Source organism: Bradyrhizobium sp. SZCCHNGR1005 (genome assembly GCF_032489995.1).
GTDB lineage: Bacteria > Pseudomonadota > Alphaproteobacteria > Rhizobiales > Xanthobacteraceae > Bradyrhizobium.
In genome coordinates, this window is record NZ_JAUEZC010000011.1 from 73,234 (window position 1) to 96,996 (window position 23,763).

General features: G+C 62.9%; 21 protein-coding genes and 1 pseudogene. 8 read left to right on the plus strand and 14 right to left on the minus strand.

Annotation, left to right across the window (positions count from 1 at the left end):
* Nucleotides 1-7: 7 nt before the first annotated feature.
* The 4 genes and pseudogenes from QXZ85_RS30915 to QXZ85_RS30930 form a co-directional block, all read right to left on the minus strand.
* The gene (locus QXZ85_RS30915; RefSeq protein ID WP_315728993.1) at nucleotides 8-985 is read right to left on the minus strand and encodes a HEAT repeat domain-containing protein; all 978 of its coding nucleotides are present in this window, start codon (nucleotides 983-985) and stop codon (nucleotides 8-10) included.
* A 2-nt stretch (nucleotides 986-987) separates the two neighbouring features.
* Nucleotides 988-1,221 carry a ferredoxin family protein gene (locus tag QXZ85_RS30920; RefSeq protein WP_022724287.1) on the minus strand — a complete coding sequence of 78 codons (234 nt, stop codon included), beginning with the start codon at nucleotides 1,219-1,221 and terminating at the stop codon, nucleotides 988-990.
* Nucleotides 1,222-1,252: 31 nt separating this feature from the next.
* On the minus strand, nucleotides 1,253-2,995 hold the full coding sequence (locus QXZ85_RS30925; RefSeq protein WP_315728992.1) for a fumarate reductase/succinate dehydrogenase flavoprotein subunit: 1,743 nt from the start codon (nucleotides 2,993-2,995) through the stop codon (nucleotides 1,253-1,255).
* Nucleotides 2,996-3,107: 112 nt separating this feature from the next.
* Nucleotides 3,108-3,876, minus strand: a pseudogene (locus QXZ85_RS30930) (ferredoxin--NADP reductase).
* Between the two features lie 226 nt (nucleotides 3,877-4,102).
* Here QXZ85_RS30930 and QXZ85_RS30935 point away from each other — a divergent pair.
* The 5 genes from QXZ85_RS30935 to QXZ85_RS30955 all read left to right on the plus strand — a co-directional run bounded on the left by QXZ85_RS30935 (nucleotide 4,103) and on the right by QXZ85_RS30955 (nucleotide 8,740).
* Nucleotides 4,103-4,408, plus strand: a complete 306-nt coding sequence (locus QXZ85_RS30935) for a gamma-butyrobetaine hydroxylase-like domain-containing protein (RefSeq protein ID WP_315703229.1) — start codon at nucleotides 4,103-4,105, stop codon at nucleotides 4,406-4,408.
* Between the two features lie 182 nt (nucleotides 4,409-4,590).
* A complete protein-coding gene (locus QXZ85_RS30940; protein ID WP_315728991.1) occupies nucleotides 4,591-5,376 on the plus strand; it encodes a Crp/Fnr family transcriptional regulator in 786 nt (261 codons plus the stop codon).
* Nucleotides 5,377-5,541: 165 nt separating this feature from the next.
* Nucleotides 5,542-6,963, plus strand: coding sequence for an ABC transporter substrate-binding protein (locus tag QXZ85_RS30945; RefSeq protein WP_316175461.1), 1,422 nt, complete (start codon nucleotides 5,542-5,544; stop codon nucleotides 6,961-6,963).
* Nucleotides 6,964-6,998: 35 nt separating this feature from the next.
* Nucleotides 6,999-7,871 carry an ABC transporter permease gene (locus QXZ85_RS30950; protein ID WP_409977516.1) on the plus strand — a complete coding sequence of 291 codons (873 nt, stop codon included), beginning with the start codon at nucleotides 6,999-7,001 and terminating at the stop codon, nucleotides 7,869-7,871.
* Entirely contained in the window at nucleotides 7,868-8,740 is an 873-nt protein-coding gene (locus tag QXZ85_RS30955; protein WP_315744405.1) for an ABC transporter ATP-binding protein, read from the plus strand. The genes QXZ85_RS30950 and QXZ85_RS30955 overlap by 4 nt, the downstream gene beginning before the upstream one ends.
* Nucleotides 8,741-8,831: 91 nt before the next feature.
* On the opposite strand, the gene QXZ85_RS30960 is transcribed toward QXZ85_RS30955, so the two are convergent.
* The 10 genes from QXZ85_RS30960 to QXZ85_RS31005 all read right to left on the minus strand — a co-directional run bounded on the left by QXZ85_RS30960 (nucleotide 8,832) and on the right by QXZ85_RS31005 (nucleotide 20,375).
* Nucleotides 8,832-10,340, minus strand: coding sequence for a glycerol-3-phosphate dehydrogenase (locus QXZ85_RS30960; RefSeq protein WP_316175463.1), 1,509 nt, complete (start codon nucleotides 10,338-10,340; stop codon nucleotides 8,832-8,834).
* Nucleotides 10,337-11,071 (minus strand): class II aldolase/adducin family protein, encoded by a 735-nt coding sequence (locus tag QXZ85_RS30965; RefSeq protein WP_315703223.1) that lies wholly within the window; start codon nucleotides 11,069-11,071, stop codon nucleotides 10,337-10,339. Before QXZ85_RS30965 ends, QXZ85_RS30960 begins: the two co-directional genes overlap by 4 nt.
* 18 nt (nucleotides 11,072-11,089) lie before the next feature.
* The gene (locus tag QXZ85_RS30970) at nucleotides 11,090-12,145 is read right to left on the minus strand and encodes a 2-hydroxyacid dehydrogenase (protein ID WP_315703222.1); all 1,056 of its coding nucleotides are present in this window, start codon (nucleotides 12,143-12,145) and stop codon (nucleotides 11,090-11,092) included.
* On the minus strand, nucleotides 12,138-13,709 hold the full coding sequence (locus tag QXZ85_RS30975; RefSeq protein WP_315703221.1) for an FGGY-family carbohydrate kinase: 1,572 nt from the start codon (nucleotides 13,707-13,709) through the stop codon (nucleotides 12,138-12,140). Before QXZ85_RS30975 ends, QXZ85_RS30970 begins: the two co-directional genes overlap by 8 nt.
* Before the next feature lie 2 nt (nucleotides 13,710-13,711).
* A complete protein-coding gene (locus tag QXZ85_RS30980; protein ID WP_315763082.1) occupies nucleotides 13,712-14,821 on the minus strand; it encodes an ABC transporter ATP-binding protein in 1,110 nt (369 codons plus the stop codon).
* Between the two features lie 22 nt (nucleotides 14,822-14,843).
* Nucleotides 14,844-15,950 (minus strand): ABC transporter ATP-binding protein, encoded by a 1,107-nt coding sequence (locus tag QXZ85_RS30985; RefSeq protein WP_315703220.1) that lies wholly within the window; start codon nucleotides 15,948-15,950, stop codon nucleotides 14,844-14,846.
* A 6-nt stretch (nucleotides 15,951-15,956) separates the two neighbouring features.
* Nucleotides 15,957-16,814 (minus strand): carbohydrate ABC transporter permease, encoded by an 858-nt coding sequence (locus QXZ85_RS30990; protein ID WP_315703219.1) that lies wholly within the window; start codon nucleotides 16,812-16,814, stop codon nucleotides 15,957-15,959.
* Between the two features lie 16 nt (nucleotides 16,815-16,830).
* On the minus strand, nucleotides 16,831-17,757 hold the full coding sequence (locus tag QXZ85_RS30995) for a carbohydrate ABC transporter permease (protein WP_409977517.1): 927 nt from the start codon (nucleotides 17,755-17,757) through the stop codon (nucleotides 16,831-16,833).
* 144 nt (nucleotides 17,758-17,901) lie between these two features.
* Nucleotides 17,902-19,341 carry an extracellular solute-binding protein gene (locus tag QXZ85_RS31000; protein ID WP_315744408.1) on the minus strand — a complete coding sequence of 480 codons (1,440 nt, stop codon included), beginning with the start codon at nucleotides 19,339-19,341 and terminating at the stop codon, nucleotides 17,902-17,904.
* Between the two features lie 20 nt (nucleotides 19,342-19,361).
* Nucleotides 19,362-20,375 carry a sugar-binding transcriptional regulator gene (locus tag QXZ85_RS31005; protein ID WP_315703216.1) on the minus strand — a complete coding sequence of 338 codons (1,014 nt, stop codon included), beginning with the start codon at nucleotides 20,373-20,375 and terminating at the stop codon, nucleotides 19,362-19,364.
* A 161-nt stretch (nucleotides 20,376-20,536) separates the two neighbouring features.
* Here QXZ85_RS31005 and QXZ85_RS31010 point away from each other — a divergent pair, with 161 nt between their 5' ends.
* Genes QXZ85_RS31010 through QXZ85_RS31020 form a run of 3 tightly spaced genes read left to right on the plus strand, consistent with a single transcriptional unit; the run spans nucleotide 20,537 to nucleotide 23,718 of the window.
* Nucleotides 20,537-21,817, plus strand: coding sequence for an FGGY-family carbohydrate kinase (locus QXZ85_RS31010; RefSeq protein WP_316175465.1), 1,281 nt, complete (start codon nucleotides 20,537-20,539; stop codon nucleotides 21,815-21,817).
* Complete coding sequence (locus QXZ85_RS31015) at nucleotides 21,814-22,680, plus strand: TIGR01459 family HAD-type hydrolase (protein WP_315744410.1); 867 nt, start codon at nucleotides 21,814-21,816, stop codon at nucleotides 22,678-22,680. Before QXZ85_RS31010 ends, QXZ85_RS31015 begins: the two co-directional genes overlap by 4 nt.
* Before the next feature lie 9 nt (nucleotides 22,681-22,689).
* Complete coding sequence (locus tag QXZ85_RS31020) at nucleotides 22,690-23,718, plus strand: class II aldolase/adducin family protein (RefSeq protein WP_315703213.1); 1,029 nt, start codon at nucleotides 22,690-22,692, stop codon at nucleotides 23,716-23,718.
* Nucleotides 23,719-23,763: the final 45 nt, after the last annotated feature.

Genomic DNA, 23,763 nt, shown 5'->3' on the forward strand with positions numbered 1-23,763 from the left:
CGACTCATCAGGATCCTGCTCTCGCCGTCCTTGCCGCGATCTGCTGCAGCGCCCAGCGCGCGTTCTTGCGGACGTCAGGATCGGCATCGTTGGCAACCAGCGCGAGATACGCCCCGCCCTCGGCATGAGCGATCTCGCCGAGCGCGGCGGCCGCCTCCTTGCGCAGGTTCGCCTGCTCATGCGTGATGCATTGACCTATTGGGCGCACCGCCTGCTCGATTTTCATCCGGCCGAGACTGCGGATGGCCTTCAACCGCACTTGCCAGAACGTGTCGGCAAGGCAGGCGATCAGTTGATCGGCAGCCAATGCGCCGTTGGCGTTGAGTCCCAGTGTCTCGGCAGCCATCTCCCGCACCATCCAGTCCTCGTCCTTGAGCGCCCGTGTGATGGTTTCCGCCGCGGGTTTCATCTGCGAGAACGCCAACGCACTGACCGCTCCGCGCCGCACATGAGCGTCAGGATCGTGGATCAGCGCGGTCAGCGCGGGAATGGACTCCTCGAGCTTCAAAAACCCGATCACGCCGATCGCCTGCACACGCACTGCCGCATCCTGATCCTGGAGCGCTTCCAGCGCTGGCTTCAGCGTGTCTTTGCGGCGCAACTCCTTCAACGCCCGCAAGGCCCCCATGCGAACAAACGCGTGAGGATGTTTGACGAGGGGCAGGATGACGTCCGCAGAGGCCGGGTCCTTGAACTCAGCCAGGCTATCGGCCGCGGCCGAGGCAACGATCCTTTCGGGATCGACCAGCAGTTTCACCAACGCGCTTGCCGCCCCCGGGCCGTCGAACTCCCCAAGCGCCATCGCGACCTGCTGGCGCACGCCGGAGTCGGGATCGGATACCATATTGGCAAGGTAAGCGACCGCGGCGGGATCGCCGGAATGACCGAGCGCGATAATGGCGACCCGCCGTTCGGCCGGATCGGCCGCCTGCAACCGCTCGTCGGCATCCTCAAGATTGTCATAAGACTCGAAGGGGCTCGACATGTTCACCTCAACAGATAGGGAATGTTGACGGTGACAGCACCGGTCGGGCAGTCGGCCTCGCACGGCATGCAGTACCAGCATTCGTCATAGGCCATGTAGGCCTTGCCGGTCATATCGCTGATCCTGAGCACGTCGAGCGGGCAGACGTCGACGCAAACGGTGCAGCCTTTATCGGCGATGCACTTGGCGTCGTCGACGACCACCGGCACCGAGGTTTGATATGTTGCAAGCGGCATTTTCAAACTCCTATCTGTGGCCGGTCGTCGTTCACGCGCTGACGCGGATGCGCTGCTTGTCGTACAGATCTTTTTCGTCGTCCGCGATCGGCACCACATAAGGTTCGACGGCGCGCTTCTCGCTGGTCATCTTGCCGTCCTGCTTGCTAAGCAGCGTGTGGCAGAACCAGTTTTCATTGTCCTTTTCGGGAAAGTCCGTGCGCCAGTGATAGAGGCCCCAGCGACTTTCCTCACGGAACAGCGAGGCATGCGCCGCCATGTCGGCACAATCCATGATCGACTGTACTTCGAGCGTACGCAGCAGCTCATGCGCGTTGCGCGCGATCATGCGCTCCTGCATATCTTCACGCACCTCGGCGAGCCGCCGCATGCCGAGCTCATATTTGCGCGTGACCTTTGGCGGTTGCAGATAATCGTTGACCAGTCGGCGGGTCTTGTATTCGATCTGGTTCGGCGGAATCCCGTCGTCGCGCTTGGTCGGTGCCAGGACACGATCGCGCTCCATTGCGACCTCCTCGGCATCGAAATCCGCGAAGTCGTGGCTGTCTGCGAATTCCATCGCATCGATACCGGCGAACGAACCGTTGGTGAAGGCGCCGAGCATGTAGTTGTGCGGCACGCTCGCCATATCGCCGGCGGCATAAAGGCCCGACACCGTGGTACGGGCATTTTCGTCGACGAATACGCCCGAGGCGCTGTGGCCGGAGCAAAAGCCGATCTCGGAGATATGCATCTCGATCGACTCGTTGCGATAGTCGACGCCCCGCCCCTCTTGAAACAAACCGCGGGTCGGCCGCTCCACCTTGTGCAAGGTCTGCTCGATCTCCTCGATGGTTTTGTCATGCAGATGCTTCAGCTGCAGGAAGACCGGGCCCTTGCCGGACAGCAGTTCGTTATAAAACTCCAGCATCATCTGCCCAGACCAGTAGTCGCATTCGATGAAGCGCGAGCCCTCGTTATTGGCGGTGTACGCCCCAAACGGACCGGCAACATAGGCGCAGGCCGGTCCGTTATAATCCTTGATGAGTGGATTGATCTGGAAACATTCGAGATTCGCGAGCGCCGCGCCTGCGTGATAGGCCATGGCATAGCCGTCGCCGGAATTGGCGGCATTCTCATAGGTGCCGAACATGTAGCCCGAGGTCGGCAGGCCGAGCCGGCCGGCAGCTCCCATGCAGAGGATGACTGCCTTGGCCTTGATGACCAGGAACTCGGCCGTACGTGTGTTGACACTGATCGCACCGGCCACGCGGCCGTCGGCCGATTTGAGCAGCCGCGTCGCCATGTAGCGATTCGAGATCAGGATGCGGGCGCGGCGGAGCTGGCGATATAGCGCCTTCTTGACGGTCTCGCCATTCGGCATCGGCAGCACGTAAGTACCGATGTGGTGGACCTTCTTGACGGCATAATCGCCGTTCTCGTTCTTGAGAAAACGGATACCGAAACCATCGAGTTCCTCGATGATCTTGTAACAGTTCTGGGCGTATTTATATACCGCTCTCTGATCGACGATTCCGTCATTGGCGATCGTGATCTCTTTCGTGTACTGCTCCGGTGTCGCATAGCCCGGAATGACCGCGTTGTTGAGCCCGTCCATGCCCATCGAAATCGCGCCAGAGCGCTTGACGTTGGCCTTCTCGAGCAGCACGACGTTGGCCTTCGGATTTTTCAGCTTGGCCTTCAGCGCCGCCATCGGGCCGGCGGTTCCGCCGCCGATCACCAGCACGTCGCAGGGAACCTCTGAAATTCCATCGACGATCCGATCGAGTGCCATCACTTGCTCCTGGTTCGCCGGCATATCCGGCGCCTCTGCGTCAGCTTTGTTCAGACCGATACTCAGCGATAGCAATTAGTTGTCGCCGCACGCGGATTTTGGTCGTCTTGGCTCACCGTTCGACAAACGCCTTCTCGATGACGAAATGCCCGGGCTCGCTGTGGCTGCCTTCGATAAATCCGCGCTCCGTGAACATCGCGTGCAGCTCTTCGAGCATCGCCGGACCGCCACAGAGCATGATGCGGTCGGTGTCGCGATCAAGGCCGCCCTGCTCGATGTCGGAGAACAGCTCACCCGACGCCATGAGATCGGTGATGCGGCCGCGATTGCGGAATGGCTCGCGGGTAACCGTGGGGTAATAGACCAGCTTGGTCCGAATCAGCGAAGAATTCGTGGCTCTTCAAGCTTTCGACCAGCTGTTCGCCATAAGCGAGCTCTGAGACCTGCCGGCACCCATGGGCGAGCACGATCGTCTCGTAATTTTCATAGACTTCCGGATCTTTGATGAGGCTTGCAAAGGGCGCTAGCCCGGTGCCGGTCGAGAGCAGCAGAAGCCGCTTGCCGGGGAGCAGATTACCCGTAACCAAGGTGCCGGTCGCCTTTCGGCCGACCAGAATGATGTCGCCTTCTCTGATCTCCTGCAGCCTGGAGGTCAGCGGACCGTCAGGCACCTTGATGCTGAAGAACTCGAGCGCCTCTTCATGGTTGGCGCTTGCCATGCTGTAGGCGCGCATCAAGGGCTTGCCATCCACCTCCAGGCCGATCATGGCAAACTGCCCATTCTGAAAGCGAAAGCCGGGATTGCGCGTCGCAGTGAAGCTGAACAGGGACTCGGTCCAATGCTTGACGGACAGGACCGTTTCCTTCTGAAAAGCGTTCATTCTCTTCTCTCCTTGTCCGAAGCATGTCGCGGCGGAACGTTTCGCAGACCAGTCGATCTCGCAACGTCGGCTCGCCGTTCTCCGTCGATTAGTTTCCCAATCTGGTGCAGCGCCTGCACGACAGGCACTTGGAGGCGGACGATGCCAGGAATTTCCGCTCAGGATTGGCAATTAGTTGCTATCGAACGGCGCCTGTCCCGGTCTAGGCCATGAGCGGAGGTGCGTCATGGCTACGACCGCATTCGTTGCGCCAACTGTGACGGATTACGAGCCGAACTCGGATCGCACGGCGCTCATCGTCAGAACCGCTCAGAACGATGAGCTTAAGATTGCCGCCGAGCAGCTACGGCTCGCCTGCAAATGCGCCCGCTGCACCCGCGCCCGATTCGACGGCCACTTCCCGGAACGCTTTCCCGGCATTGCGATGACGGGCATCGGCGACCTCGGATATGGACTGAACATCTCGTTCTCGGACGGGCACGATCGCGGGATTTATCCGAAGCCATATTTGCTGAGTCTGGCCGCCCGCTGACGCCGCTAAGGGCGCGACTGCCTAGGCCTCACGAGCCCGCCACGATCGTCCCCAGGCTTCCCGCCCGATGAAGGGCGTGGCGGCGGCATGGCGGCTGCTAGCACTTGGTCCAGCCCTGCAGTCCGCGGCTGGCACGAACATTGCTGCCTTCTGGATCAATTCGAAAAGTCCGGAGGCGGATGATGATGCTGCAGGCGGCCAATGCGGCTCGGGGCAATGTTCCAACGGCACCCTCGCCGTCACGATCCGCCGCCAGTACCTCGCTCTTACTCACGGAGAACCAGCAGGCCATCGGCGGTCCACCGCCGCTGATGGATAAGCTGACGTTGCGCGAGCGGGAGCTGGTTCTGAAGCAAGGGCGGCGCAAGGTGCTCAATCGCGGCCAGACGCTGTTCAGCCAGGGCGCCAAGCATGACGGTATCTGGCTGATCGAGAGCGGACGCATCCGCGTGTTCTACACGTCGCCCTTGGGCCGCGAGATCACCCTCGCCTATTGGCATGCCGGCAATTTCGTCGGGGGCCCCGAAGTCTTCGAAGGCACCATCCATCAATGGTCGGGGGTCGCCTCCAGCAATAGCAGCGTGGTGCACTTGCCCGGCAAACAGCTGCGGACGCTTGCCGCCGAAATCCCGAACCTGGCGATCGGCCTGATCGAAGGCTTGACCTTCAAGGGCAAGTGCTATTCGGCGCTAGCGCAGATGCTGGGCACGCGCTCGATCACCCAACGCCTTGCGCATCTCCTGCTTCACCTCGTCGAACTCTACGGTATCAAGGATGCCGATGGCACCGTGATCGCCGCCGCTTTCACCCATGCCGATATCGCCCACATGGTCGGGGCCACGCGGCAGTGGGTCACGATCAGCCTGAAGCGGATGCAGGAGAAAGGGATCGTGTTGACCAGACGCTCCCAGATCGTGATCTGCCGCGCCGACGTCCTGGAGGAAATGCGCGGCCATGCCACCGAATGACGTCACCGCACATGCAAGCGGCTTTCACCTGCAAAAATGCCCAAGGAGTATGCAACAAGCGTTTGCGGGCAACTAATCGACTGCAACGGTCAATGCGGATTTGCCCTGTCCGGTCCCGCGCCCAATCATGGCAACCACAGCACATCCAACCGCAAGAGGATGAAAATGGTCCGCCATCTTCCACCCCACTCGATCGCGATGTCGGTGACATCGCTGGCGCTCCTCATTGCGCAGCCAGCGATGGCGGAAACGGTCACGATCGGTATCGGAACTCAGGATACCACGACCAACACCGTGACGGCCGGCGTCGTCATCAGGCAACTTCATCTTCTCGAACAATATCTGCCGAAGGATGGCAAATACGCCAACACCAAGTTCGAGCTTGATTGGCAGAACTTCACCTCGGGTCCGCCGGTCACGAATGCCATGATGGCGAACAAGCTGCAGATCGGCATGATGGGCGACTATCCCCTGATCGTGAACGGCTTCACCTTCGAGAACAATCCCGAAAGCAAGAGCCGGCTGATCGCGATCGCGGCCTACAGTCCCTCCGGCTCGGGCAATGGCATTGTCGTGCACAAGGACTCCTCATACTACGACCTCGCCGATCTCAAGGGCAAGCTGGTCAGCGTGCCCTTCGGCTCCGCGGCGCACGGCATGGTGCTGAAGGCGCTGCAGGACCGCGGCTATCCTGCCGATTTCTTCCAGCTGGTGAGCCAAAGCCCGGAAGTCGGCTCGACCAATCTGCAAGAACAAAAGATCGACGCCCATGCCGACTTCGTCCCATTCGCCGAACTGTTGCCGTTTCGCGGATTTTCCCGAAAGATCTTCGACGGCGTCGAGACCAACCTGCCGACCTTTCACGGCATTGTGGTGCGCACCGACTTCGCCGAGAAATACCCCGAGGTCGTCGTCGCCTATCTGAAGGCGCTGATCGCCGCCAACCAGTGGCTGCGCGACAATCCCAAGCTTGCAGCGGAAAAGATCCAGGAATGGACTGGGATCAACAAAGAGGTGGTCTACATCTTCCTAGGACCAAGCGGCAATATGATCACTGATCCCACGATCAAGCCGGCCCTGATCAATGCCGCGGCGGCCGACGTCAAGGTGCTGCAGAGCCTCGGTCGCATGAAGGAGTTCGATCCAAAGAAATGGGTCGACGATACTTATGTCCGCAAAGCCTACGCCGAGATGAAACTCGATTATGACACCGAGCTCCACAGCACGAAAAACTACGAGGTCTCAGGCGAGGATGGCTTCTGCAAGAAGCCGATCACGGATCCGCGCAAGGCAGGCGAGATCTGGGTCGATGAGGTCGGTATCGTCTCCTATGCGAGCGCAACTTGTACGCTCGGTGCCTATGCCGCCCTCAAGGCGCAGGGCAAGAAGATCAATGTGGCCTACATGTTCGACACCACGCGTGGCATCAAATTGTTCGCTGACCAAGCGTTCTTTGCAGTCGGAAGCGACGAGATTGCGCCATTTCTCCTCAAAAGGGATGCCGAGGCTTACGCGGCGAAGATCAGCGGCAAGGTGCTCGGCTTTGACGATGCGGTGAAGGCGGCTGTGACCGGAGGCAAGACGTGAGCACACCCGCTGCGTTGCGTCATCGGGAGGACCACATGCCGGCTGCGCCTGCGATCGCCGAGCGAGGCGAGGCGTCGAGCGAAGCCCCGCCACCGAGGCCGCGCTCATTTGGCGAGTTGGCGGTGCGCTGGTTCCGGCTCAACCAGGATAGGCTGCGCGCAACCGCCATGGGCGTGGTCTCCCTGGTCGCCTTCCTGATCGTCTGGCACCTGCTCACGACCTACCGGGTCGTGTTCTTCGTCCGCTTCACCAACGTGCCCGCGCCGCTGGAGGTCTATGCAAGCTTCACCAGGGCGATCCATGATCCGAAATTTCTGCTGCATGTCGTGCTGAGCTGCCGGCGCATTTTCATCGGCTTCTCGCTGGCAGCCCTGATCGGTGTGCCGCTCGGATTGATCATGGGCCGGTTCAAGCTGATCCACGAGATCGTCTTCCCGGTGGCCGAGGTGCTGCGGCCGATTCCAGCGATCGCCTGGGTGCCGATGGCGATCATGCTGTGGCCGACCAACGAGCAGAGCATTGTCTTCATCACCTTCCTCGGCTCGTTCTTCCCGATCCTGGTCAACACGCTGCACGGCATGTCCCTGGTCGATCCGGTGCTGGTGCGGGCGGCGCAATGCCTTGGCGCGCGGGAGCGATCGATCTTCCGCGAGGTCTACTTTCCGGCCTCGCTGCCGCACATCTTCACCGGCCTCACCGTCGGCATGGGCGTCGCCTGGGTGTCGCTGATCGCAGCCGAGATGATCTCGGGTCAATACGGCATCGGCTATTTCACCTGGGAAGCCTATTCACTGGTTCAGTACGCCGACATTGCGCTCGGCATGATCGCAATCGGCGTGCTCGGGTTGGGGTCGAGCCTCTTGATCCGCGGCGCCGGACATCTGGTGATGCCGTGGAGGACGCAATGAACGAGAGCCTGGCCAACCCGCCCCGGGGGCATATCGAGGTCAGAGATTTCTCGCTGAGATACGAGACGATCGAAGGACCCGTCGAGGCCGTCACCAATACCCACATCCATGTCGAGCCGGGCGAGTTCGTCTCGATCGTGGGGCCCTCCGGCTGCGGCAAGTCGACGCTGCTCAACGCGGTCGCCGGATTCCTGAAACCGACGACCGGCGTCGTCACCGTTGACGGTGAGGCCGTGAGCCGACCGAGCGCCGAGCGCGGCATGGTGTTCCAGCAATATTCGCTGTTTCCCTGGAAGACTGTGCGAGAGAACGTCGAATTCGGCTTGAAGATGCGCGGCATGCCGCGCTCGCAGCGCGAACGCGCCGCCCGCACCCTGCTCGGCCTTGCCGGTCTCGAAGCGTTCGAGAAGCACTATCCCGAAAAACTCTCCGGCGGCATGAAGCAGCGCGTGGGCATCGTGCGGGCGCTCGCCACCGGACCGAAAGTGCTGCTGCTGGATGAACCCTTCGGCGCACTGGACGCGCAAACGCGCGTCATCATGCAGCAGATCCTCACCAATATGTGGCAACGGCTGAAGATCTCGGTTCTGTTCGTCACCCACGATATCGATGAGGCGATCTTCTTGTCCGACCGCGTCTACTGCATGACCGCGCGTCCCGGCTCGGTCAAAGCCGAAATTGCAATTCCGCTGGAGCGCCCCCGACAGCAGGCGATGATGATGTCCTCGGAATTCCTGGCATTGCGGCGCGGGCTGATGTCGCTGATCCGCGAGGAAAGCCTCAAGGCGATGGGAGGGGAGATCAACGATCTCGGCATGCAGGGACTGGACATCGAACTGCACGGACAATCGCTGGCCGAGGTGCTTTAGCCGGATGACGCCGAGCAGCCGCACTCAGCCTCCCTCCTCAAGAACGAATGCACATCGACGACGGGGCGAGTACGGCAGACACCATCCGGCATCAGATAGAGCGCGCAAATGCCTCCCGCTGCGCGGGTGTCAGATGCAGGCCGTGCTTGGTCCGCCGCTCCAGATAATCCGCGGCCCTGCTCGCCCATTCCGTCTCATGCAGAAACACCGCCTCGCATTCATAGAAATCACCGCCAAAATGGCGGCCGAGGTCGAGAAGCCTGCGCGCGGCCCCAAGAAGCTGCCGCGCCCGCGTCCCGTAGCGACGGGCGTAGTGATGGATCAGCGTGCGAGGTAGATCGGGATACTCGCGCGCCAGCTGTGCCGTGAAGCCATCGAAGCTGTCGCCGATATCGCCGCCCGGCAGCGGCTGCCCAGCGGTCCAGCCCGGCGACATCTTCAGAAACCACGGCTGCAGTCGCTGCAGCGCCTGTTCCGCCAACCGTCGATAGGTCGTGATCTTGCCGCCAAAAATGGAGAGCAGTGGCGGCGTATCCTGTGCGCCGTGAACCTCGAACACGTAATCCCGCGTCACCGCGGACGGATTCTCGGCGTTGTCATCGTAGAGCGGACGGACGCCGGAGAATGCGTGCACGATCTCGTGCGGCTGTGGCGGCGCTCGAAAATAGCGCTGCAGGACTTGCAGCAGGTACGAGATTTCGGCCTGATCGATCGCGACGTCCTCGGCGCGACCCCCATAGGCGATATCGGTGGTCCCAACCAGTGCGAGGTCGTCCTCATAGGGATTGACGAAGATGACACGACGATCCGTGTTCTGCAGCAGATAGGCCTGCGAACCGCGCCAGAATTTCGGCACTACGATGTGGCTGCCCTTCACAAGCCGCACATTGTGGGCAGAGTTCGCTCCCACTACGCCGCGCAGAACATCCTGAACCCACGGCCCTGCGGCATTCACCAGCGCGCGCGACCGCACGACCTGCGCCCCGCCGTCCTCGCCCTGCAGCTGGAGGACCCAGACATCGCCCTCCCTCCGCGCGCTCACAGCGCGCGTGCGGGGCAGGACCTTGGCGCCGTTGTGCGACGCATCGATCAGGTTGAGAATGACGAGCCGGGCATCGTCGACCCAACAGTCGGAATATTCGAAGCCGCGGCGAAACTCAGTGCGGAGGGGCGTGCCTTCAGGCGCATGCGCCAGATCGAGCCCGCGGCTTGCCGGCAGCTGCTTGCGGCCGCCTAGATGGTCGTAGAGAAACAGGCCCGTCCGAATCAGCCAGGCGGGCCGCTGCTCCGGCGAATGCGGCAGCACGAAGCACATCGGCCAGATGATGTGGGGCGCCGAGGCCAGCAGGATCTCGCGCTCGATCAGAGCCTCACGGACTAGGCGGAATTCATAATATTCGAGATAGCGCAGTCCGCCGTGAACGAGCTTTCCCGAGCGCGACGAGGTGCCCTCAGCAAAGTCGTCCTTCTCGCAGAGCAACACCTTGAGGCCGCGGCCTGCGGCATCGCGGGCTATGCCGGCTCCGTTGATGCCGCCGCCGATGATGGCGATATCGACCAGACCGTGATCCCTGCCCGCGTCCGGCGCAGTCCCTGTCATCGCGTTCTGCTGCGCTTCTTCTCAGGCCGCTTCCGGGCCGCGGCGGCCGTCACGCGCGCTTTCGCCGGCTTCGGTTTCGGTGCCTGCAGGCCGTAGGTCGAGAACCCCTTGGCCGTTTCCGCAATTTCCTCGGCGCTGAGGATATGCGGCGTGCCGAGCGCGAGCGAGAGGTAGTATTGCCGTGCAATCGTCTCCAATTCGACCGCGAGCCACATGGCCTTGTCCAGATTGGCGCCGACCGCGATCATGCCGTGGTTGGCGAGCAGGCAGCCATTGCGGCCTTCCAGCGCCTTCAGCGCCAGCTCGGACAGTTCCGCCGTGCCATAACGTGCATAGCCCGCGCAGCGGATCTCGTCACCGCCGAACGCCGCCATCATGTAGTGGCAGGCCGGAATCGGCTTGCGGGCGATCGCGAGCACGGTGGCGTAGGTTGAATGGGTGTGGACGACACTGCCGACATCCGGTCGTCCGCGCATGATGTCGAGATGAAAGCGCCATTCCGTGGAGGGCTGCAGCGGCCCATCCCACGAGCCGTACTCGCCTTCGATCGGCATCGACGCGATCATCTCCGGTCTCATCGAATCGTACGGCGTTGCCGATGGCGTGATCAGCATCCGATCCTTGTAGCGCGCGGAGATGTTGCCGGACGTGCCCTGGTTCAGACCCGAGGCGTTCATCCATCGACATTTGGCGATGATGGCTTCGCGCAATTGTCGTTCTTCACGGGTCATCTGAGATACCTTTCGTCTTCAACACGGATTGAGTGGCGGCTCGCCGGCAAGAAAGCGGCGAACCTCTTCCGCCGCCTGATCAGCGGCGAAGGTGACTGTGCGCACGGAGGCACCGGCGATGTGCGGCGTCAGCGTGACGTTCGGCAGTTGCAACAGCGGCCAATCCTGCGGTACCGGCTCGACTGCAAACGTGTCGAGCATGGCCCCGCCGACTCGCCCCGAGGACAACGCCTCGTAGAGCGCATTGTAGTCGACCAGCGGTCCCCGGGCGGTGTTGATCAAGACCGCGCCTGGCTTGATCCGTGCGAGCGCTTCGCGATCGATAAAGCCCGTCGTCTCGGGCGTGACCCGGGCGTGCAGACTGATCACGTCGGCACGCGCCAGCAGCTCCGGCAAGGCGACATGTTCGACCCCGTCATTGCGATCCTGAGCGCTGAGCTGAACATAGGGATCGGTCACCAGGATCTTGCAGCCGAACGCCTTGAGCAGCTTCACGACCCGCGTGCCGATCGCGCCATAGCCGACGATGCCGACGACCATCTCGCTGAGCTCGCGTCCCGTGCGATCGGCGCGATAGAGATCGCCGCGCCATCCGCCGCCGCGCAAGGATTCATGTCCGCTGCGAATGAGGCGCGTTTCGGCGAGAATAGCACCGATCGTGAATTCGGCCACGGCGCTGGCATTGCGCCCCGGCGTATTGACGACGAGCACCTGGTGCTCGCGCGCGGCCTGCATGTCGATATTGACCGGACCGCCGCGCGAGACCGCAATGAACTTTAGCTGAGGAAGCCGCTGCAGCATCGACCGCGAGATCGGCGCCAAATGTGTCACGAGCAGCGATGCGTCGCCGATGAAATCGACGACCTCGTCGGGATCGCCCATGAACTCCTTCAGCCCGTCGAGCTTCGAGCCGGCGTAGCCGTGCTCCATCGGCTCATCCGGCCACGGTTGCTCCAGCATGCGGATCTCGACGTCGTTGCCGCAGGCCGCCGTGATCCGTTCGGCGAACACCGACGGCAGCATGAAGCGGTCACCCACGATGGCGATGGAGCTAGACTTGATCGAGCTAGACATGAGTGGCTCCCGCGCGCAGCGCTGCGAGCTCCTTCCAGACCGGACGCGCGGCGAGTCTGGCGTTGACATAGGCGGGGAACATCTGCCTGTAACGCGAAGCCAGCGCGCTGTCCGGCGCTTGCGGCGTGTTCAAATAGGGCCTCACCCAATCCTCCGCGCAGGCCGCCATGTCCGGATAGAGGCCGGTCGCGACGCCAGCCATCATCGCTGCTCCGGCAGCGCCGGCCTCGCCGCGGCTGCAAACGCTGATATCGCTTTCGAGCGTGGCGCCCAGAATGGCGCCAAGTGCGCGGCTCCGCGCAGCGCCGCCTGTCATCCGCACCTCGCCAGGCAGCGAGCCCATCGCGGCATAACAATCGCGCGCCGCAAATGCGAGTCCCTCCATCACCGCCCGCATCAGATCCCAATAGCCGTGGCGCGAGCGTAGCCCCAGAAATTGCGCGCAGGCCTCATGGGCAACGAAGGGACCGCGCTCACCGGCATCGGAAATGAACGGATGAAATAGCAGCTCGCATGGTTTGGCCTGCAACACGTTTTCGTCCAGCCCCCGGATCAGGTCGGCGCGCGAGCGCGTCACGCCTGCGGAGGCCAGCAAGTCTCGTGCGAGATCAAGCAGCCAGTCGATATTGAGCGTGGCGGCCATATTCGATTGCATCTGGGCATAATGGCCGGGCACCGGGAATGGCATCGTATAACCCGTTGCCTCGTCGGTGAGCGTCACGTCGCCAGCGCTTCGCGCGAGCCGCATATGCATCCCGGTCGAACCGATGATCGTACAGCCGACGTTAAGGGCTCGATCATACAGGCCGGCACCGAGCGCCGTGCAGATCACGTCGACGTAGCCGAGCACGACCGGGACGCCCTCCGGCAGGCCGATTTCGGCAGCCGCGGCCGCATTGAGCGGGTGCGTGGCGGTCACGCCGTCGACGACCTGGGGAAACAGCCGCACGAGGTCAGAGATGCCGATCAGCCGCGCAGTCTCCGCATCAAAGCCGCGCGTGCGGAAGTTGCCGCACGAAAAGCTCGCTTCCGAGGGATCGGTTGCGCGTTCGCCGGTCAGCAGGAAGTAAAGCCAGTCCTTGCAGTGGAATGCGGTCGCGGCGCGTGAGATGATCTCTGGTGCGTGCGCCTGCAGCCAGGCCAATTGCGGTCCTTGCTGGCAGGCATTCAATCCGGAGCCGGTCCGCCGATGGAGCGCAGCATTGCGATCGCTCGCGCGGATCTCCTCCACGATGGCACCGGCGCGAGAGTCGAGCCACAACAGCGCCGGCGCGACCGGCTGGCCGTTGTCGTCGATCAACCATGTGCCGTCGCCCTGGCCCGTCACCGCGATCGCCGCAACACGCGCTGCAAGATCGGGAACGGCCGCGCTCAGACCGCGAAGCGCCGCGACAGTATCAGTCCAGGTCCGCGTCATGTCTTGCTCGACGTGCCCTGCGCCAGCCGCGTCATAGGCATTCGGCAGCGAGACATCGGCAAGTTGCCGGCCGCTCGCGGTGAACGCCACAGCCTTGATCAGGGAGGTGCCGGCATCGATGCCGATAATGACGTCGCGGCTCTGCATGGTCAGGCGGCCTCCGCATGATGAATGCAGGCGCCGTCGGCGGCGAAGATATGAAGATGCCGCGACTCCATCGCGAACGGGACCACATCACCCGGCCGCGCCGCAATCCGGTTCGACGTGACCGCAATCAGGAGCTTGCCGGCACAGTCGCCTGCGACGTGGGATTGGTCTCCCAGCCATTGATTGGAGACAACACGCAGGCGCACGTCTCCCCTTCCCACCGCGATCTTATGCGGCCGGATTCCGACCGTTATGCGCGCACTCCCCGCCAACACCTTCTGTGCGGTATCGTTTAGCGTGGCGCCCTGGATCTGGAAAACAAGATCCGGAGCAACCGACAGGCCGAAACCATCGTCGCTGCGCATGACTTCCGCCTGCAGCAGGTTCATGGGCGGCTCGCCGATGAAACTCGCGACAAACAGATTGGCCGGCCGATCCTTCAATTCCCGCTCACTGGCAAATTGCTGCAGGACTCCGTCTTCCATCACCGCGATGCGGTCGGCCAGTGCACTCGCCTCGGTCTGGTCGTGGGTGACGAAGATCGCGGTCATGCCGCGCTCGGCAAGCAGCCCCTTGATCCGGCCGCGCAGCACGGCACGGAGCTGCGGCTCCAACTGTCCCATCGGCTCGTCCAGAAGATAGAGATCGGCGTCGCGCACCAGCGCCCTCGCCAGCGAGACGCGCTGCTGCTGGCCGCCCGAGATGGTGCGGGGAAAGCTGTCCAAAATGTCTTCGATCTCGACCAATCGCGCGACGGTGTCGACCCGGCGGTTGACCTCGCTGCGCGGCAATTGCTGCGCTTTCAGCGCAAACGCGATGTTCTCGCGCACTGTCAGCGGCGGATAAAGCGAATAGCCCTCGAACGCCATCGCCACCTTGCGCTGGGCCGGCGGCAGCCGATGGATCTGCCGGCCTCCCAACACGATCGACCCCGAGCTCACGTCCTCGAACCCTGCGATCATGCGCAACGTCGAGGTCTTGCCACAACCTGACGATCCCAACAGCGCGACGATCTCGCCTTCCGCAACCTGCATGTCGAGCGCGCGCACCGCGTGAACGGGCGCTTTACCGGCACTGCGATAGAATTTGTCGACATTTCCGAGTTCGAGCATGCCCATCACCAAGCTCCCTCCCTCACGCGGCGTGCCGCCGGTGCGGCTGGCCGACGCGAAGCCCGGTCGCACGGTCGAACAGCAGGGCCGCTTCCGGCGCGAAGCGGACCAGCACATTCTCGTCGGCGCTGAGACTCCGCGACTCCGGCGGCTGCGCAGCCAGCCATTCGGTACCGTCGGAAAAGCGGAGCAGCACGACGGCTCTTTCATGGATCGGCGTGACCGCGATAATCCGCGCCGGGATTCCGCCTTCGCTACCTTCCCCTGAGATCACGAGATCGTCGGGCCGGATGCCGAGCCAGCATGCTCCGTGATGGTCCAGCTGCTGCTCAAACGGGGCAAGCCGCACGCGCGAGCCGGAAATCTCCGCGAACCCTGCCCCCTGCTCCGCGCGTGGGGTCACTTCGGCGAGATTGATGCTGGGGTCGCCAAACAGCCGGGCAACCGCGACCGACGCAGGGCGGCTGTAGATCTCATCCGGACGAGCGACCTGCTCGAGCCGCCCGTTGACGAGGACCGCAATGCGATCGGCGATCGCCATCGCCTCGCGATAATCCTGGGTCACATAGAGGACCGCCGCGGTGCCTCGCCGCAACAGGCTCGGCAGCTCGAGCCGCATCTCATAGCGCAGCTTGGCATCGACGTTGCGCAGGGGATCGTCGAGCAGCAGAACCTCGGGATTGCCGATCAGGGCGCGCGCCAACGCCGTGCGCTGCTTCTGCCCATTCGACAGTTCGCGCGGCATATGGCCGAGCACATGCTCGATCTTCAGAAGGCCGGCGATCGACTTGACCCGTGCGGCGCGGTCAGTATCGGCCTGCTTCGCACGCAGCCCGCTCGTGATGTTGTCCCGGGCGGTCATATGCGGAAACAGCGCAAAATTCTGAAACGCCATGCCGACGCCGCGCCGCTCGGGCGGCGCGCCGACGACCGACTGTCCGCCGATCAAAATGTCTCCGTCATCCGGCTCGAACATCCCCGCGATCATGCGCAGCAGCACCGTCTTGCCGCTGCCGGACGGGCCGAAGACAGCCACGATCTCGCCGGGCTCAACGGTGAGCGACACATCGTCGGCGCAGCGCACTGTGCCGAATGTCTTCATCAGCGAATTGAGCTCGAGCCGTGCCATACGTTCTCAGCCTTTCACCGCCCCGAGCGACAGCCCTTCGACGAGGTAACGTTGCGCATAAAGTGCAAGCACCAGCGTCGGCATCACCGAGAGCACGATCGCCGCAGCAATCTGGCCATATTGGATGCCTGACGCCGTGACGAAGGCGAGCGCACCCACTGTCACCGGCTGCTTGTCGGCGGAGGCCAGGATCAACGCGAACACGAAATTGTTCCAGCAGAAGATAAAGGACAGCAAGCCCGCAGCCGCGATTCCCGGCCCGGCAAGCGGCACCGCGATCCGCGTGAAGGCTTCGCGCCAGGAATGCCCGGCGAGCCGATAAGCATGCTCGATGTCCGGGCTGATATCCTCGAAATACCCGCGCACAATCCACAAAATGAGCGGCAGCGCGATCAGCTGATAGACCCACACGATCCCGATATAGGTGTCGCTGAGCCCGAGCTGCTGATAGTACAGCGACAGCGGCAGCAGCACCAGCAAGGGCGGCGCGAAACGGAACGACAACAGCGTGAACGCAATGGTCTCGCCCAGCCGAAACTTGAACCGCGCAAACGAATAGGCTGCCGGAATGCCGAGCAGCAGAGCCAGGACCACCGCCGCACTCGACAGCACGAAGCTGTTGAAGAGGTTACGCATGAAGGAGATCTCGAGATTCCCAGCTGCCGTATGCAGCTGGCCCGAGATCAGCGCCTCATAATTGGCGAGAGTCGGCTCAAACAAGAGACGTGGCGGAATCCGCAAAATCTGCTCGTTGGTCTGGAACGACATCAACAGGATCCAGACGATCGGGAACATGAAGAAGACGAGCACGACCGTGAGCGCCACGCCCCGGAAGATGCGTCCCGCCAGACTGGAGTGATCCATCGCCGCCTCCCCTCGCCTAGGCGTGACCGTGGGCGCGCGCCCGCAGCCGCAGCCAGTTCTTGATGAAGATGTTCGACAGAATGTTGGTGATCAGCCACAGGATCATCAGCAGCGCCGCCGATCGTCCGACGTTGGTGTACTGGAAGAACTCGAGATAGGCCTGAACTTGGAACACCATCAGCCGGTCGCCGGGTCCGCCCTGCGTCATGGCGTAGATGATGTCGAACTGCTGGATGGAATCGAGCAGCCGGAACAGCGAGGCTGTGATGATATAGGGCGCGAGCATCGGCAGCGTGATCCGAAAGAACACGAAGCTCGCGGGCACGCCATCGAGTGCGGCCGCCTCGAACGGCTGGCGCGGCAGCGAGCGCAATCCGGCCAGCAGCAGGATCATGATGAACGGCGTATAGACCCAGACGTCGACCAGCACCACGGTGAACAGCGCAGTCGAGGGATCGGAGGCCCACTTGAAATCATGGACCCCGAACAGGCTGACGAGATAGGACAGGATGCCGAAACTCGGATTGGTCATGAGCTTCCACATCAGCGCGGCAATCGCCGGCGCCGTCATCAGCGGCAGCAGCAGCATGATCGAGACCGCATTGTGGAAGCGTGTCGGCCGTCGCAGCAAGAGCGCAATGCAGAGGCCGAGCAACAGCTCAACGACCACCGTCGAGGCCGTGTAGACGAGCGAGATTCGAAGCGTGTTCCAGAATGCGGGGTCCGACAGGAAGTCGATATAGTTGTCGATCCCGATGAAGCCGCGAAGGTAAGGCAAATTCAGGCGGTAGCGCTGCAACGAATACACTGCCGCCGTGATGAACGGCACCAAGATGGCGATGCAGACGAGCAGCGCCGGCAGGCTCAGCAGGTAAGGCAGGATGCGGCCACGCAGCTTTGTCGCACCGCGTGGTAGCGCATTGGCCTGAAGAAGTTGAACCATGCTCATGACGATAAGAGATCGCTCATTCGTTTGCGCCAGCATCAACATGACTGCCATGCGGTGCTTTGGCGCCGACATTCGCAAGCATCGTAGATGGGATGCGAACGTCAGCGCCCGGAACACCAGGCTTCAACCGAGGCGAATTCAACCAAGACCTGCCTGCTTCAGCTGGCGGTTGATACTGTCGGCGAGCTTGTCGAGCCCTTCATCGACGCTGACCTCCTTGGCTACCATCTTCTGCAGCGAAGCCGCCCATTCGGTCGTGAGGTCGAAGAACAATGGCTGCGCGGTAAAGTAGATCTTCGCCCCGGGAGACGAGACGTCGAACTGCTCGAGATAACCGGGATAGGATTTTGCAATCCGGTCGCGGAACTCCTGGTCCTTCCACACCGACGCGCGCACTGGATTGACGAAGTCCATCTTGCGGGCGCCGAACAGATCGTGCTCGACCGAGGCCGCCCATTGCATGAACAGCCACGCCGCATCCTTCTGCTTGGAGAAGCTCGACAGAGCCAGCGACCAGATCCAGACGTTCGGTGTCGGGGCCTTGGCTTCCGGATTGGCGGCGAAGGGAACGTAACCGAGGTGACCTTTCTCCTTGTTGTCGCCGCCGTTCATGAAATAGCCGAGGATGTCGGCGTCGAAGATCATGCCGGAAGCACCGGCGCCGAGATCGGTACCGACCTGGTACCAGGTGTATGTCGACCAGTTCTTCGGACCCGAGGTCTGGATCATCTTGACCCATTTCTCGTGGAATTCCCTCGAGGCCTTGGTGTTCATCGCGGCCTTTAGCTTGCCGCCTTCCATCACGAAATCCTTCTGGCCGAAGTTCGAGTAGGCCGACAGGAAACCCGGATGGATGGTCGCCCAGGAGCGCGAACCGCGGACACCGATGCCGTAAGGTCCGCCCGCGTCCTTGGTGATCTTCGCGGCGACGTCGAGCATCTCGTCGAGGTTCTTCGGCGGCTTCACCCCGACCTTGTCGAAAATGTTGCGATTGTAGGTGATGTTGTTGAGCTCATAACCCCAGGGGATGCACCATTGCTTGGCTTTGCCGGAGCCGAGCTCGGAGCCGGCAACGCCGTCCCACGCCGTCGATGCCCTGAGGTTCGGCAGCACGTCGTCCCAGGCGAAGGCCGGATTGGTCTTCGCGGGATCCTTGATGTAGGGGTTGAGGTCCTCGATCCAGCCCGCCGGACCATAGGTCCAGGTCATGTAGGCGCCGGTCATGAACGCGTCGTACTGATCCGACTTCGACGACAACGCCGCCGTCACCTTGTCGAAATAGACGTCTTCCGGGAAGATATCGTAGGCGACGTTCATCCCGGTAAGGTTCTTGAACGCGTCAAGATCCGCGATCATCGCGTCGACGTAAGGGTGCTTGTTCAAGAGCAGCTTGATGGACTTGCCGCTATAGGCCTTCCAGTTGAAGTCCGCCGCCATCGCACGCGACATCGCTGATGCGAATGCGGCATTGGCCGCGACACCGGCGATGCCGAGCTTGGCGGCGCCGTCGAGGAGATCACGCCGACTGATGCGTTTGGCGGCGTAGGATTCGAATAGACTCTTCTCGCGATCGTACATTGAAGCCTCCCATGTTGGCGTTACCTGCCCTTCCGACTTTTGGTCTTGGTCTTGCCGGATGTTGCCTCCGGCTTTTCGCTTGCGAGCGCTTGCGCGGTCGCTTCGTCGATGATGAGGCCATGCAGGAGGCCGCTGCGCAGCACGGCAAGCAGTGCCGTCACTTTCGCGAGCCCGCCGGCAATGGCGACAATGCGGTGTTTCCTGAGATCCGCGGCCTCCATCGAGGTGGCGCGCGCCGAGAGATCGATGTCGAGCATCTCACCCTTGGCATTGAAGAAATGGCCGAGCAGATCGGCGCAGGCCCCGGCCCGCTTCAACTCCACGACCTCGTCGGGCTTGATCATGCCGCTCGAGACCAGAAAGCCGTCGCTGTGGATCTGGCCGATGCCGACGACCAGGAGCGACGCCCTGCGCGCGAGCGCGAACACATCGGCGATGCCGTACTGCTTCATCAGCACGGCACGGTCGGCGACCGAATTCGCAAACACCGGCACCGGCAGCAGATAGGCTTCCGCGCCGGTTCGCTCGGCCAGACGATGAATCACGTCGAACGGATTGGCAGCGAATTTCCGCGTCAGGCCACCGAGCAACGACACGAACTGCACATCGCGCGCGGGGGTCTGCGGCAATTGCTCGACGACGGCCGCGAGCGTGCGCCCATGCCCGACGCCGATGATCTTGTGTTCGCCGCGCTCAAGGATCTGCCGCAGGAAGCTCGCGCCTTCGAGCGCGAGTGCTTTCAGCGGCAACTCGCCTTCGCCGAGGTCGGGTGCGACGCGGCAAAAGGACAGGCCATAGCGTTCGGCAAGCGCGTTCTCCAGCGCCACGCATTCGGCCACCGGCCCCTCGACGAAGACGCGGATCATGCCTTCGCGACTCGCGCGCGCGATCAGCCGATGCGCCTTGGTGCTTTGGATGTTCAGCCGCTCGGCGACCTCGGACTGCGTCAGCCCGGCGGCGAAGTACAGCCACGCCGCGCGCGTCGCAAGCGAAGCTTCGCCATCAACCGTCGGCAGCCTGTCTGGTGTCCCCACGCCGAAAAGCCCGCTTGCAAAATTCTTCACACCTTGCAAAAAATTGCAGAGGCGCGGACGATCGTCAATCCCCCAAACGTGCTGCGGTGCAGTCGAGCCCGGATCGCGTTGTGACGTTATCCGCGCCTCGCTTCGGAGGCGGCTGCCAGATGGTGAGTCCAATGACGGGTCTGTTTCTCGGCATCGACGTCGGCACGGGTGGCGTCCGCGCCTGCGCGATCGACGCGCGCGGCGAAATCCAGGGGATCGAATCGGCGAACCTCCCTCCGCCGCACCAGGACGGCAACGCGATCGATCAGGACCCGGAACTCTGGTGGCAGGCGACGACCTCGGCGATTTCAGGACTCGGCCGCACAGTTGACCTCAAGCGTGTCGAACGGATCGCGGTCGATGGCACCTCCGGCACTCTCCTGCTGATCGACACGACCGGCCGGCCTTGTACGCCGGGGCTCATGTACAATGACGCGCGCGCGATCAACCAAGCCGCCCGCATCGCAGCGATCGCGCCAGCGGAAAGCGGAGCACATGGCGCAAGCAGCGCGCTCGCGAAGTTGCTTTTCCTGCTGGATCGCGCGCCGGCCAAGGAGGCACGCATTGCCGTGCATCAAGCAGACTGGATTGCTGGACGCATTGCCGGCCGTCACGGCATCAGCGACGAAAACAACGTGCTGAAGCTGGGTTACGACCCGGTCGCGCGCGCCTGGCCGGCGTGGCTCGACCAGCTCGGCGTCAGCCGCGGCTTTTTGCCTCAAGTGCTGGTGCCCGGCACGTCCTTTGCTGCGATCGATCCGGAGGTTGCATCCGCGCTTGGTATAGCGCGTTCAGCCCACGTCGCGGCCGGCACCACCGACGGCGTTGCAGCCTTCATTGCGACGCGCGCTGATGCTCCGGGGGACGCCGTGACGTCGCTCGGAACGACACTGGTCGTCAAACTGCTTGCAACGCAACCGATCTTTGCCGCGGACCAGGGCGTCTATTCGCACCGGCTCGGCGATCGCTGGCTCGCCGGTGGGGCTTCCAATTCAGGCGGCGGGGCTTTGTTGGCGCATTTCACCGCGCAACAGATGGATCGGTTGACTCCGCTGCTCACCCCCGATGTGCCGACAGGCCTCGACTACTATCCCCTTCCCAAACCGGGCGAACGTTTCCCGATCGCCGATCCTGCTCTCGCGCCGCGGATCGCGCCGCGCCCGTCCGAGGATCATCGCTTCTTCCAGGCTCTTCTCGAAGGCATCGCATCGGTCGAAGCGCTCGCTTACCGACGGCTGGCGCAACTCGGAGCGCCACCGCTCCGCCGCGTGATCAGCATCGGCGGTGGCGCCAAGAACGCCGCCTGGACGGAGATCCGGCGCCGGATCCTTGGTGTGCCCGTGAGCGTCGCCGAGCAGACCGAGGCATGTTATGGCGCCGCGCTTCTCGCGTTGCGAGGTGGTCCGCCATGACGCGCGAAACCCTCGCAATCGCGGGGCTCTCAGCGATCGCAGACCGGTTCGACCATGTCCTGCTCGATCAATGGGGCACGCTGCACGAAGGCGGCAGGATCTTTCCGGCTGCGCGGGATTGCATGGCCAAGCTCAGGGAAGCCGGCAAGCACGTCCTGGTGCTCTCGAATTCGGGCAAACGCGCACGCAGCAATGCCGAACGGCTTGCCCGGCTCGGTCTGCCGCCGTCGGCCTATGACGGCATTCTTACCTCGGGAGAAGTGACCTGGCAGGGCCTGCGAAATCGGACGCACAAGCCGTTCACCGAGTTTGGCCATTCCTGTTTCCTCATCACCCGAGGCAGCGACCGGTCCATTGTCGACGGGCTTAATCTAGCGATCGTCGCGGATGTGAGAGAAGCCGATTTCGTCCTGCTAGCTGGCGTCGACGATGAGCGCGCGGAGCCCGACCGCTGGCGCGAATGCTTCAGCTTGGCCATCGCGCGCGGGCTTCCGATGCTCTGCGCCAATCCCGACCTCAAGATGTTCGGCGAGGCCGGGCTGGTCCCCGCGCCCGGCGCGCTGGCGCGCGTCTATGAGCAGCTCGGCGGCGCCGTGAGGTTCGTCGGCAAGCCGCATGCCCCGATCTTTGAGGCGGCGCTGGAGCGCCTCGGCCACCCCGATCCAAGGTGCGTGCTGATGGTTGGCGATTCCCTTGACCATGATGTCGCCGGAGGGCGCGCCGCCGGAATGCTGACATTGCTCCTGAGTTCGGGCGTGCACCGGGATTTCCTCGCCACACGCGATATCGATGAGCCGATACGAAAGCTGGCCGGCTCGCGCGACCGCATGCCGAATTGGATCATGGGCGCTCTGACCTGGTGAGGGACGTTGATGCAAGACGCTGCAGACCTCCACGAGCTTCGCCTGATGTCGGCCCGGGTCGGCCGCGATATTCGCCTGGTGCAGGGTGCAGGCGGCAACTCCTCGATCAAGCATGGCGATATGCTATGGGTCAAAGCCTCGGGCACCTGGCTTGCCGATGCCGAGCACAAGGACATCTTCGTGCCGGTCTTGCTCAAACAGGCGCAGGCGGCGCTGGCACGCGGCGATGAGCGCATCCCCCTCGCCGATCATGGCCAAACCGCGCTGCGCGCTTCGATCGAGACGTCTCTCCACGCGCTTCTGCCACATCCGGTGGTGCTGCACGTGCATTCCGTCAACACCATCGCATGGGCGGTCCGAACCGATGCGCCCGAGGAATTTGCCAGGCGACTGGATGGGCTGGCTTGGCGTCACCTCGACTACTATCACCCCGGACTGCCGCTGGCCCGCGCCGTCGGCGCGGTCATCGCACAGGACACAATCGACGTCCTGATCCTCGGCAATCACGGCCTTGTCGTCGGTGCACCGAGCTGCGGTGCTGCAGAAGCGCTTGTTCACGAGGTCGAAGAGCGCCTTGCACTCGTGCCCCGTGCTGCGCCGGCAGCGGACGAGAAAGCGCTTCACGAACTATGTCGAGGGACGGACTATCGCTTGCCGACAGATCCGCTTTGCCATGCCATCGCCACCGATCGCTTCAGTCGTGCCGTTGCAACGAGCGGCTCGCTTTATCCCGATCACGTCGTCTTTCTGGGGCCTGGCCTGCCGATGCTGGGCCAAGGCGAGGACCTTCTCGCGATGGGGGCGCGCGCCAGCGCAAACGGACTGCCGCCGCCCGTGGCTGTTCTCGTACCAGATAAGGGTGCCGTCATTCGCACCGATGCCAGTCCCGGCGCCGAAGCCATGCTGAGCTGCCTTGCGCTGGTCACCGCGCGCCTGCCGCTAAGCGCCGAAGTCGCTTATCTCACCGCCGAGAATGAACAAGCTCTTCTGAATTGGGACGCCGAGCGCTACCGCCAGCAGCTGACCGCTCGTCGCTGACAAGAACCGGCGCACCTGTGGGACGAGGCATTAATAGGGCCTTCC